At 52.5% G+C, this 12,200-nt stretch carries 8 protein-coding genes and 1 riboswitch; of the genes, 2 read left to right on the top strand and 6 right to left on the bottom strand.

Annotation, left to right across the window (positions count from 1 at the left end; all coding sequences use genetic code 11):
• Window positions 1-401 precede the first annotated feature (401 nt).
• The 4 genes from BLU70_RS12310 to BLU70_RS12295 all read right to left on the bottom strand — a co-directional run bounded on the left by BLU70_RS12310 (window position 402) and on the right by BLU70_RS12295 (window position 6,018).
• Window positions 402-1,163, bottom strand: coding sequence for a hypothetical protein (locus BLU70_RS12310; protein ID WP_074693645.1), 762 nt, complete (start codon window positions 1,161-1,163; stop codon window positions 402-404).
• A gap of 48 nt (window positions 1,164-1,211) precedes the next feature.
• A riboswitch (cyclic di-GMP riboswitch) is annotated at window positions 1,212-1,295 on the bottom strand.
• A gap of 247 nt (window positions 1,296-1,542) precedes the next feature.
• A complete protein-coding gene (locus tag BLU70_RS12305; protein ID WP_074693644.1) occupies window positions 1,543-2,760 on the bottom strand; it encodes an ABC transporter permease in 1,218 nt (405 codons plus the stop codon).
• Window positions 2,750-3,496, bottom strand: a complete 747-nt coding sequence (locus BLU70_RS12300; protein ID WP_074693643.1) for an ABC transporter ATP-binding protein — start codon at window positions 3,494-3,496, stop codon at window positions 2,750-2,752. Before BLU70_RS12300 ends, BLU70_RS12305 begins: the two co-directional genes overlap by 11 nt.
• Window positions 3,493-6,018: an HlyD family efflux transporter periplasmic adaptor subunit gene (locus tag BLU70_RS12295; protein ID WP_143027539.1), complete on the bottom strand. Its 2,526-nt coding sequence runs from the start codon at window positions 6,016-6,018 to the stop codon at window positions 3,493-3,495. The genes BLU70_RS12300 and BLU70_RS12295 overlap by 4 nt, the downstream gene beginning before the upstream one ends.
• A 364-nt stretch (window positions 6,019-6,382) precedes the next feature.
• On the opposite strand from BLU70_RS12295, the gene BLU70_RS12290 reads away from it, so the two are divergent.
• Window positions 6,383-7,000: a tetratricopeptide repeat protein gene (locus BLU70_RS12290; RefSeq protein ID WP_074693641.1), complete on the top strand. Its 618-nt coding sequence runs from the start codon at window positions 6,383-6,385 to the stop codon at window positions 6,998-7,000.
• Window positions 7,001-7,587: 587 nt separating this feature from the next.
• Here BLU70_RS12290 and BLU70_RS12285 read toward each other — a convergent pair.
• Window positions 7,588-10,290 carry a beta strand repeat-containing protein gene (locus tag BLU70_RS12285; RefSeq protein ID WP_074693640.1) on the bottom strand — a complete coding sequence of 901 codons (2,703 nt, stop codon included), beginning with the start codon at window positions 10,288-10,290 and terminating at the stop codon, window positions 7,588-7,590.
• 678 nt (window positions 10,291-10,968) lie between these two features.
• Here BLU70_RS12285 and BLU70_RS12280 point away from each other — a divergent pair.
• A complete protein-coding gene (locus BLU70_RS12280) occupies window positions 10,969-11,637 on the top strand; it encodes a YigZ family protein (RefSeq protein WP_244885203.1) in 669 nt (222 codons plus the stop codon).
• 8 nt (window positions 11,638-11,645) lie between these two features.
• On the opposite strand, the gene BLU70_RS12275 is transcribed toward BLU70_RS12280, so the two are convergent.
• Window positions 11,646-12,197, bottom strand: coding sequence for a hypothetical protein (locus tag BLU70_RS12275; protein ID WP_244885202.1), 552 nt, complete (start codon window positions 12,195-12,197; stop codon window positions 11,646-11,648).
• Between the last annotated feature and the right edge of the window lie 3 nt (window positions 12,198-12,200).

Genomic DNA, 12,200 nt, shown 5'->3' with positions numbered 1-12,200 from the left:
TGCTGACCCCTGCCTGTTCAGCGTCACCTCTCGATGACGGTTACTAGCCTTGCTAGCGCGCAGACAGGTCTCCCCAGATAAGAACGGACTCTTTCCCCTCACGTACCTGCCGCAGTTTACTGCCGTAGCTCTTGGCGACTTAGGACTTCGTTGTGTGTAGGCAACTCGTCCAACTATGACAGCCTCAAATGCGATTCGTGTACCTCAGGTCGAGGGTTTGCCTCCAGCTTCCTTCAGATTCCACCTCACGGTGGACACCCTTGCTCTTGGCTAACGGTAGGTATGTCGCCAACCCCCGTTCGGGACTTACACCCTAAAGATTCCGCCCATGCTGGGCGTACTACAAAAAGCCCGCTTGGAAAAAGCGGGCTCTATATTGACACGTTTGGGTGATACGCCACTCAATTGGTGGTGCCATTTGATACAGTGCTGGTATTCGACGTAGTATTGGCCGTGGCATTGCTTGTCGTCACCGTGACACCGCCTGTGCTGTTGCTCGTGTCATTTGCCGTGGCGTTGCTACCCGATGCCGTAGCGGTGTTGCTTGTCGAATTCCCTGCGACATCGCCAGTGCCGTTTGTCGTGCTCACCGTGGTGTTACCACTCGTGCTTGCGGTCGTGGTCGTCTGAACCGTCGTCTCAGCCTTGCTCCAGCCTGTTTGCAACTGTGCAAGTGCTTTTTGAACCTCCGTTTCATACGCCGCGATGGCTGCCGTGATGGCCGCTTCATTGCCTTTTGCCTTCGCAATTGCTCGTTCAAGCTGCGCATGCGCCAGTGCGAGTTTCACGTTGACCTCCGCCGAAAGGCGATGCGCTGCTTGCATCAGCACAACTTGCTGCTTATCTACATCAGGTTTCTTCTGATGCTTGTCGTCCGCATCCTTTCTATCGTCGCGATCACGCTTGTCCCATGGCCCTTGCTGATTCTCCCCGCTCGAATTGGCCGTCGAGTTCGTCGCGACAGTCGCAGTTGAATTGCCGACCGTAACATTGGTCATGTCACTTTCATTCGCATCGGCCGAGAAGCTCCAGCCTCTGTTGTGGCCAGGATTCGCGCGATGGATATCCCCGCGTACGGCTGCATAGACCATGGAGGTCGCGGATAGCGTAACGACAGCGGCAGTTGCGATAGACATGATAGACTTCTTTGTAAAACGGCCCATTCCTGAATTCCTCCCATAAATGCTCTGTCTGGTGGTCATTGGGCCCAAGCGGGCAGCTGGCTGGCACGGCCACTTGGCCAAGCCCCTTTAGCTTTGCGTCCCATGCTTTCACATGGTTTGCCTTTGACCTACCTACGAGAGGATTCGAGAGATTCGAAAAAACTGCGGGGGTTGAGGGGATGATTACCAAAGCGTTGTGTCGCACGCATGACCACCGCTATGTTTGGGGTGAGAAAACGGGGGAGGGGCGTCGTCCTCTCATTGCAACATCTCGTTTCATCCGTTTCCGCAAGACGGCAACTATCGCTCCTGGATGCGAAAGGGTGACCCCGGCAACCATACGGCTGCAGAGATCACCCAACTCACAATTAGGACTCCACTATTCGAAGCGCAGCGCGTCAATTGGCTTGAGGTTTGCCGCCTTGCGTGCAGGATACACACCAAAGATCAGCCCAATTGCGACGGAAAATCCCATCGATGCACCCACTGCGACTGGAGAAAGCAAGTTTCCATCCTGCGTCAATTTCGACACAATCTCCGTGCCGATGGAGGACAATATCAGCCCGACAATTGCCCCTGACACACTCAACATCAACGATTCTAGCAGGAACTGCATGGAAATGACGCTTCGCTTGGCTCCAATCGCCTTGCGAATACCAATTTCGCGAGTTCGCTCCGTAACGGACACGAGCATGATGTTCATGATTCCAATTCCGCCCACGAGCAACGATATTGCTGAGATCCCGTCTAACAAAAGCGTCAAGATCCTGTCCACACCGCTTAACGTATTTAAAATGGTGGCTTGATTGCTAATCTGAAAGTCATCCGCCGTTGCTGCGCTCAGTTGGTGCTGGACACGCAAGGTTGACTCGACTTCCAGTTGCGCTTGATCCATCACGTCCTGCGACTTTGCTGAGACGAGGATCTGGTTTACGGTATCGGATCCTGTGAATAAGTTCATCGCCGTGGTAATCGGAATGGCGATGGCGTCATCTTGGTTTGAGAATCCGCTGGTTCCTTGACTCGCCGCCACCCCTACCACTGTGAAGGGAATCCCACCGATGTCAATGGTCTGCCCTACTGGGTTAACACGTTCGCCGGAAAAAAGCGTCTCCTCTACCTGGCTCCCCAAAACAGCAACGTTCGCAGCACTGTTGACCTCTGATTCCAGAAAAAATCGTCCCTCAGCCATCGTGAGGTTCTTTATATCCGGATATTCAGCATTGGTGCCTTCGATGGCTGTGTTGGTGTTATTCGTCCCATATACAACCTGTTGATCCGAAGATACGAGCGGTGCCACGTACTGAACATCAGGATCCTGCTCCGCAATCGCCGTAGCATCTGAAGTCGTGAGCGTTGAGGCGGAGCCGAAACCGCGGCTAATGCCTCCGGAGGATGCGGATCCAGGCATCACCGTCAGAACGTTGGTGCCAAGGTTCTCAACCTGTTTTGTGACTCCTGCCTTCGCGCTCAGACCAATGGCTGAACTGAGTACCACTGCCATAACGCCAATGATGATGCCAAGCATCGTCAGGAATGAGCGCATCTTGTTCGCCCGCACACTCCTCCACGCTACACGCATGATCTCAATCCACATGCTTTGGCACCCCCACTTTCCGCTGCGCTCCCGTGTCAAGCTCTACTCGACCGTCACGAAATCGGACAATCCGCTTCGCGTGGCGGCCAACTTCATCTTCATGCGTAACGAGAACAATGGTGTTGCCTTGTGCGTGTAGTTCTTCGAACAAATTCAGGATATCCTCAGTCGTCCGACTGTCCAACGCGCCAGTTGGCTCGTCCGCAAGAATTAAAACGGGGTTGTTGACCAGCGCGCGTGCAATCGCGACACGTTGTTGTTGTCCCCCGGACAATTCATTAGGCCTGTTGTACACGCGCTCCGCCAATCCCACTCGCTGAAGTGCCTCCAGTGCCCGTTGCTTGCGAATTTTACTCGGTACACCGAGATACATCATAGGCAACTCAACGTTTTCCAAGGCTGTCGTCCGCGGCAGAAGATTGAAGCTTTGAAACACAAATCCTATTTTCTGATTTCGAAGCATCGCGAGGTCATCCTCGGAAAGATGCGCCACATCAAACCCGTCGAGGCAATACCGCCCCGCCGTGGGCGTATCAAGGCACCCAATCATGTTCATCATCGTTGACTTGCCAGATCCCGATGGTCCCATGATGGCTACAAACTCTCCGTGCTGAATGGTAAGCGTAACACCATCGAGGGCACGGATGGTTTGCCCACCTACCTGGTACTCTCGCACGAGATTCTCGATCACGATTAAATCCCTGCTTGCGCGCGCGCCAGAGTCATATTCGGTCACTGCTGACCACCTCCGGCGGATGCGTCATAACCACCGCGGCCTGTTCCCGTAAATCCTCCTGCGGAAAATCCGCCTCCACCGAAGCCACCAAAGCCATGCCCAAATCCGGTGCCGCTACTTTCACTCTGAACGAGCGCTGTCGCAGTCTTACTAGGAAGTGTGATGAGTATTTTTTCTCCAACTGTCAAACCGCTTGTAATCTCCACTTCGCTTGTGCCCATCAAACCAACCTGCACAGGTTGGAAATACGTACCTGCAGGAATGGTTCCGGACGCCGCAGAAGAAGAGGACCTCATCGCTGCCCACGCACTTGACGTATTGGTTGCAGTCGCACCGCCTGCACTCCCACTCGTCCCGCCAGTGATACCAGTGCCCTTACTGCTGGGTCTCCAGCCATTCGAGGTGCCGTTGGATTTCCATGTACCGTTGCCATGTACGCTTCCACCTGTCTTCCCCGCGGATGTGACTGCTGTCCCGCTTGGCCGCTTGCCTTCCACAAATACTCCCTCGACGCTGCCTATCTGGTGCAAAGCGATGGCAGGGACCGTGATCACATGGGTGACTGAGGCGGTTTGAATCACCGCGCTCGCGGTCATACCCGGCTTCAGTTGCCCGGAGGAATTATCGACCGTCGCCACCACCTCATACTGTGTTACATCAGAGGTAGTCGTTGGCGTTGGGTAGACCTGCGTAATGGTTCCATTGTACGTGCTGTTCGGATATGCAGGTACCGTAAAGGAAACCTTCTGCCCTACCTGAATACTTCCGATTTGAGATTCGCTAACCTCAAGATCAACTTCAAGATCCTTTGCATTCAAGTCCTGCAACTGGATAAACCCACTGCTCGTTCCCGAAGAGGCAGATGTACTCGCCGAAGCACTGCTACCACCTTCTCCAGGTAGCTCACCGATCTCACCGTTAACAGCCGTAATCACACCGTCGATGGGCGCACGCAAAATCGTCTCTGATTCAGCCTGTTCGGCAGACTGCAAATTGGCTTTTGCCGTCTGCAACTGGCCTTGCGCGTTGGTCACCGATGCTTCGTCCGATGCGATAGTCGCCTTTGTTGCTGGTTGTTGGTCGTTTTCCAACTGCAACTGAGCTGTTCTGAGTGATTCTTCCGATTGTGTCACGGCGTTCTTCGCATTATCGAGCGTCTGTTGCGCCGAGGTTCGATTGTTATATGCTTCTTCCTCCGCTTGCAATGCCTGCTCGTCCTGGGTGACGGCATCCTGATCTTTTTGCTGATTCAACTTCGCCTGCGCTTCGTCGCTCTTTAGAACAATCTCTTCATTCTGCAGGGATTGTTCGTCGCTGCTCACCGCTTGTTGATCTTTATTCACCGTTTGCTGCGCACTCGTTTGCGCCTGGGCAATCTCGTCCTGATCCTTCGCAATGTTGTTTTGATCCTGCTGGATGGCCTTTTCGTCATTCGTCACCTTTGTCTGATCCGATGTCACAGTGTTCTGTGCGCTTTGAATTGCTTGGTATTCATTATTCAGATTCTCGTAGATAGACTGGTAGTTCGCTACAGCCGAGGAGTATGGATTCGTTCCGGTGTATCCTCCCTCGATCCAACTGTTAGAAAAACCGAGTTCTGTTTCGTACTTCTCATACGCCTGTTCGACCTGTGCCTGCGTCACGTTGTCATTTTCCTGCTCCACGGTCTGCAAATTGGCCTCATCAGACTGCAAGGTCTGTTCATCTTGGGACAACGTTTGCTGATCATCGGCCAGCGTCTGCTGGTCTGCCGCAAGGGATTGCTCAGCCTCGGAAACCGAGGTCTGCGTCGATTGTTGATCTTCGCTCAACTGTTGCTGTGCATTCTTGATAGCAGCCTCATCGCTGGCAATTTGTTGTTGATCCAGCGCGACTGAATCAGTTGCAGTGGCTAGCTGCTGCTTTGCCTCCGCGAGGTTATCCTCTGCTGTTTGTACAGCCTGCTCCTCACTTGATCTGTCGTTATACTGCGCCAGCGCCAGCTGATAGGCTTGCTTCGCCTCGTGTACGGCGGTCTCATCGTCCGCAATCGCGTTCTTGTCCATCGCAATGGTTGATGGCGTGGTTCCCTGCTCGTCCTGCTCCAATTTTGCTTGTGCCGACTCGAGAGAAGCTTGGGCCTCGGTAACGCTTGCACGAGCTTGCTGAAGCTCGACCTGTTCCGAACTGTCATCCATCCTCGCAAGCACCTGACCAGCCTTGACAGACTGACCTACCTTCACATAAATAGCAGTGACAGGCGCAGTCGTTCCTTGAAAGCTTAGGCTATACTGGCTCGGCGCGACGATTGTACCTGATGTATCGATGGACTCTACGAGGTTGCCGTACCCAACGGTATACAGTTCACTTGAAGCAACCGACGCACCGTTCCCTAAGCTTTTTAAAGTAATTGGAATGCCCGCTCCGAGAACGATTACAACTGCCGCCGAAGCGTATAGCCACTTTCTCCCCCGTTTATGGAACTTAAATTTTGTCAGTTCTGACCGCGGCTCAGGGGTGATCCCCATATTTCGTTCACTCACTTTCCAGTCGTCTACGCACCCAACCTGCCAAGACCATTTCGCTCGCAGCCTGGTGGTTCATCCAATCATTACTCTTGTAAGATTGAATTGAGCTTGAAATTTTACCGAGTTAATCTTGAACCATTTATAGCAAGAACATTGTGTATTGCTCGGTTTGCGTGATAGCCATAAAAGTATCTCATCAATACGCTTTCATGCTTTATTTTACATACCCTTCCTGTTTTGACTCTTGAACGAAGGACAGGTTCATGAAATAATCACCCATAGTCATACCTGAACGTCACGAATCATGAGTCTCGAACTTCATAGTTGTTCATCGTGGGACAAGTCACTTCGTCTCGCGTCACTATTAGGAGGGTATTTTATGAATAGACTTGCTACGCTTGCGTTAACGTCAACCATATTGGGTACATTAGCACTTGCAGGCTGCGGGCAGACCAACACCACTTCCAATACGGCAAGCACCAGCAATTCAAGTGCTGCTCACGGAAAATCTACAAGTAATAGCACGGTGATTGTTAAGCACAACAACTCCCTGATTCAGGGATCTGCAACGTTGGCTGGTGAAGCGAATTTGAAGAAGGCAATTGCCACGGCCTTGAAGGAGCCCAACAATGTTCAGGCACAAGTGAATGCGGCGCAAAGTGCGTTTATGAACGGAAACTCGTCAGAGGCGATTACGTACTATAAAAAGGCGATTGCATTACAGCCAAAGTCCGCGGTTTACCTCACAGCCTTCGGAAACGTGTATCGAGAAATGAAGAACGACCCAAAAAGCGCGATTCCTTTCTACCAAAAAGCAACCACCGCTGACCCTAGCTACGCCTTTGGATGGTACCAGTTGGCCGTTGCAGAAGCGCAGGTTGGCAATACTTCGGAAGCAAAGTCCGTGATTGCTGAGGGTCTGCAGAAGGTCAGCACCTCGAATCCAGACTATGCTGTGCTGAAACAAGAAGAAAAGCAACTTGAATCCAACAAATGAGGAGGCTATTCCACTGGCTTCCTCTCTTTTTCCTCGCTTTAAAATCTCGATTACGATTACTCATTGCGCCGATCAATGTAGACCTTATAGAATCATTTGAGCAATTGGTGACCTGGTCCGAAGTCCGAACTTGACCCATTGATTCGCACAAGCGATACAAGTATTCTTCGCAAAAGCACACCACACCGCCCTTTATTCTCCCTCAAATTGCAACAGTCACGCCTGTCGCACCATCGCTAGCTAACCCAGTGCATTTATTTCGAATAAGATAATCCATTGTAATGCATCTATGAGTCGCGTTTCGCGACTTGTGCTTTCTCACTGTTGTTCAGCCTTGCCCTGCGGCGCAAACCCTTTCCGTTCCGATTTCACATCTATCATCAATCAAATATCCGCAATACCTAAATATCCTCCGACTCGATAAACACATTATGCCAGTAACCCGCTAGCTAGCAGCAGCAAGCCTTTCGTTTTATGAGCTTGCGAAGTGCTTTGCCATTTGCCTGCACGCAAGTATTTCACAAACACTGACCCATCAAAATGAAAAAGCACCGGACAAGGACGTCCGGTGCCTAATGAACGTTAAATCAATAGGTGAGAGATCCAATGCCGTCACTTGCCGGCGCTGTGCTGCTAACATTGATGGTGCCATTGCTTCCGTATGAGAAGTATGCCACAGAGCCTGAGCTTGCAATCGGAGATCCAACCACACCCGGGTTCGAGGATGTAGCATCCCAGTAACCGTTGCCGCCTGCGGTAAACGTAATAGATACTTGACCCGACTGGTTCGCATAAACGGTGACATTTTGCGAGTTTGTTCCAACGCCAGTCGCGGACACAGCACCACTCAAGTAGATGCTTGACTCAAGGCTACCACTGTTCGCAGGGCTGAAGGTAAAGAGCGGAATTGGCGTCGGCTGAGTCCCATAGCTGGTGCCACCGCTATAGACGGTTTGTGCCAGTTGCTGGCCGTTCACAGCAGTAATCCACAGATTATTCGTATTGAGATCCGACGCGAGTGACACAGCACCGTATGGAACGGGATTGCCGTTCGAATCTTCAACTGTAAACGAGATCGTTTGACTTTGACCTGGGCTCACAGTGAACGACCCTGCATTACTGATTTCGGATGGAGCACCTGCAACGAAGTTTGCACCCACCGTATCGCTTAAGCTGCCAGTCGTAACGGTGAACGTGTCATTTTCAACGTTGTTATCGCCAGGCACGAAGGTGAACGTACCTGCAGTAGGAGCCGAATAACCCGTCAACTTCGTGATTGACGTACCATCAACGGTGACATTCGAAACCGCCCCGGCAGAATATGTCACGTCAATTATTGCGCTAGATGGATCATTAGGAAGCGCATTGGTGCCGTTCAGAGCCACACCGTCAACCGCAGCGACATAACCCTTGTTATTCGACGTGACGGTATACTGCACCACTCCAGAGGTAAACGGTGTCGAACCAGAGAACGCACCCACGTAAATCGGAGCCTGTGTCGTAGAACCGCCCTCTTGGTAGTTGAGGCCAGTCAACTTCGTGTACTCGTCATTTGCAGAAGTCGTGCCCAGGCCGCTTGCGGTTGTATCAACATAAGATGCGCTGAGACCACTCGTAGTGCTTGTAAAGTTTATCGTGTACTGACCAATCTGGCTGCCCAGTTGACCATTTTGCACCGCATAGACGTAAAGGTTACCCGTCTCTGCACTGCTGTCCGAAACCGTCAAAGAGAAATTCCCATTCGCATCCGTGGTAATCAGATCACCGAACGCCGAAGCTGCATCTGCGCCGCTAAGACTTCCGTTACCCACATTCGGGAACGCCGTTGACGTACCACCTGCTACGTAGTCAAGGTCACCATTGCCCTTGTCATAGCCACTAACTAAAATTTGTGCATTTGGTACTGGGTTACCAAGCGAATCCTCTACTGTCCCACTGATGGTCACGTTGGTGCCCGTTGCAGCAGCAATTGTTCCCGTCGGGGTGTTAGAGATGCTAGCCGGCGTACCGGAAGCCTGCCAATTAATATTGGTCGTAGCCGAGGTCTCTTGAACGCCGTTCACAGTCGCAGAGGCAGACACAGTAACATTCGCTTGCTGAGTAGCATTCACATAAATCGTAGCCTGCCCGTTCGCGTTCGTATAGACGGTTTGATCGCCTAAAGGTTGAAGGTAAGAACCCGACGACGTCGCAAGGTACGCGTTCGAACCAGTTACGCTAAATTGAACAGGAATGTTCGCCACCGAAACGCCAGAAGCTGTTGGAATGACAGTAGCCGTAACGGGAACCAACCCTGCACTGTTACTTGATGTAGAGAAAGCCTCGCTGACTGAGCCTACGGGCGTCAGCAACAAATTACCGGGTTGGCCGAACTCAACGTAACCCGTGTTCGACGTCACGCTAATACCATTCTGGCTATACGGAGCTACAGCCTGAACCGTGTAAGATACAGCATTTGAGGACGAAATCGTGATAGAAGCAATACCAGCTGCATTTGTAGCAACCGAAACAGTGTATGGGCTCATAGCTGTACCAGAGCCACTAACCGTTTGGGCTACGCCGTTGGACGTAACAACAGGCAGACTGCTGCCAACAATATCGAAGGTAACGTTGATACCCGCAACCGGATTACCGTTCGCATCCGTCAATGTGGTCGATGCCGTAACAGGCGTCCCGTTAACGCCAACTGCAGGAGACGACTGTGTGCCAGACCCCATTGAGGCGCCCGAGAATACCAAGTTAGCAAGCTTCGCCGTTGCAGCAGACGAGCTTACGGACAAGCCTGTCGCACCGTTCCACGAAGTATTGATACCAATAGCAGCAAACAACGTTTGAACATAATATACCGGGAAGTACGTGGTTGCCTGCGCTTTGGCTCCGCCAGCCGGATCCTTCGCGACTTGCGTGTTAATCTTCTTAATCACCGTACCATTGAGGGTGATCGTCGTGTTACCCGTGCCCACGCCACCAGCGATGTTCGCGGCAACCGTTGCTGCATCTAAGCTGGAGTCGGTCAATGCCCACGTGTGGGTAGCGCCATTCCAGGTAGCCGTGATGCCCGCTTTTGCAAGCAGCTGATCAAAGTAATAGATAGGAGCAAAAGCCGTTGTGTTGCCAGAGTCTTGGCCGTCCATGATGTACGGATTCGAGACCGTAGAACCGTTGAAGCTGAAAGCTACCTGACCAACCGAGGTCAAAGCAGTGCTCGAGGACGTATCTGCAAATGCAAGCGGTGAAGCCATGCCCAAAACAACCGCTGCCGCAGCGAAACCTGTCAGTGCACGTTTCAAGTTAAATTCTCCTCCCATGTCCAACAAGTGAGATGAGTACTGAAGATTGGTGACGAAGGTCACCTTCCACTGGCCATCGTCACTGTCCCTGCGCGCCCATGTCGACTACCGAAGACCCATAGACCCCACCACAAGATTTCGTTCCATGTGTTAGGCATCCATAGATCTACCAAACTCGACAATTCCGACCCACAGGAAGACATCCCTCCCTTCAGTGCATGAGCACCCGCGTCTATCTCTTATACCTAATCCATCAGCTTCCGATGTTACCAAAAAAACATCGAAAGAATATTGAATTAACCTCATGCCTGAAGCACACGCTTAGAAGATTATGTATCCCAAGACAAGGCCTCAGTGCCGCATTATACGCTTTCTTCCCGCACAAGTAAAGTATGTGGTAGGAGTTGTAGCGCCATCAGCAAATTTTCCAGCGATCGTCAAAGTTTGGCGCGCCATTTGAAACCCTGCTAATGTATTCGCTAGGCAACTGATATTTGTGGGTGCCGTTAAAAATTTTCCGATGCATTTCGCTAGAACCAGCAGATATTCAAGTTTGCACCGCCCCCCCACATCCACCGTATTAGACGGCGCTCACCCTGCTTTCGTTTCATCATCAATCAACTTTTTTGATCCACACTTGAATTCCTGCTACATTCGAAGGCGGAGGGCGTTGCCCAAATGGAATATATGACACTCGCGGCCAGGTACACGGCCGAAATCATCGAAAAGAAATCGCGCTTTATCGCCGACGCGTTTCCCATCCGGTCCGTGACTGACGCGGAAACGGCCATTGCGACGGTTCGTGAGGCGCACCCAACCGCGCGCCACCATGTATATGCGTATCGCATCGGTGTCGGCGTGCCATACGAACGCTTCTCGGACGACGGCGAGCCGTCCGGCACCGCCGGCCGTCCAGTGCTGGAAGTGATGCGTCGGCAGGGCATCGACAACGTCTTGGTGGTCGTCACCCGCTACTTCGGAGGAATTTTGCTTGGCGCGAACGGGCTTGTCCGCGCCTATACCGAAGCGGCGGCGGCAGCGCTCACAGACGCGCCTAAACTGCACTGCCAGCCGATGGTGAAAATCGTGGTTACCTGTGACTACAGCCACTACGGCAAGCTGGAATACCAACTCGCGCAGGCCGAGATCGCCATGCGAGAACCCACGTTCGCCGATGCCGTCACATTTCACGTCATCGTGCCCGAAGGGGATGCCGAACAAGTCGCGCAGCAGTTTGCCGATTGGACCAGCGGCCAAGCGCGATGTGACATGCATCCCGCTGCATACATGGGCCTTACGCCAAACGGCGAAATTGTCCACGACGTATGGGTGGATCCGCCCTCGTAACGTCCCACTCACAGACTCGGGTATGGCACATTGCGCGCTTCCTGCAAAATCAGGGACGATCTCGCTTCGTGCACGCGTGTCAGCACCTTCGGCCGCGGCATCAAAATGTCGATGCTGGCGATGTCGCCAATGCCGAGCCGCGTGGCGCTTGGCGAGATGGAATCAGCGGAACGAATCGCGTCAATCCGAAAATAACCGTGAGCGCCATCGTTGCGGCTGATGGGCTCACGCACCTTCATGGGTGCATACACCACTTTCGCGCTCGTGATGACAAGAGGCGTGAACAGAGACAGATTCAAATCCTGTTCGCAGGCCCGGCGCAGATCGCGCTGTGAAATCGCGAAATGTTGCAAAACATTCGTCTTCACCCACTGACAGCGCCAAGGTAGATAGAATATACCTTGGGATGTCACCACCAGAGTGCGGTTACCATTGTAGTAAACAGGAATAAAGGCCAACAAATCTTCCGCCAGTTGTGCGATGCCTGGCGCGTCGTCCCGCCCAAACACCGTCGCGTCGGCAACGGGGTGCGCGGTGGCGTGGTCAACATTCGTCCTCACACG

It is taken from the genome of Alicyclobacillus hesperidum, from assembly GCF_900107035.1.
Classification (GTDB): domain Bacteria; phylum Bacillota; class Bacilli; order Alicyclobacillales; family Alicyclobacillaceae; genus Alicyclobacillus; species Alicyclobacillus hesperidum.
The sequence above is the reverse complement of the archived record's forward strand: the minus strand, read 5'-3'. Positions and strand labels throughout refer to the sequence as shown.

Excerpts from the sequence above, each read along its gene's own strand:
- BLU70_RS12310 (WP_074693645.1), bottom strand. The coding sequence starts at position 1,163 with ATGGGCCGTTTTACAAAGAAGTCTATCATGTCTATCGCAACTGCCGCT.
- BLU70_RS12305 (WP_074693644.1), bottom strand. The coding sequence starts at position 2,760 with ATGTGGATTGAGATCATGCGTGTAGCGTGGAGGAGTGTGCGGGCGAAC.
- BLU70_RS12290 (WP_074693641.1), top strand. The coding sequence starts at position 6,383 with ATGAATAGACTTGCTACGCTTGCGTTAACGTCAACCATATTGGGTACA.
- BLU70_RS12280 (WP_244885203.1), top strand. The coding sequence starts at position 10,969 with ATGGAATATATGACACTCGCGGCCAGGTACACGGCCGAAATCATCGAA.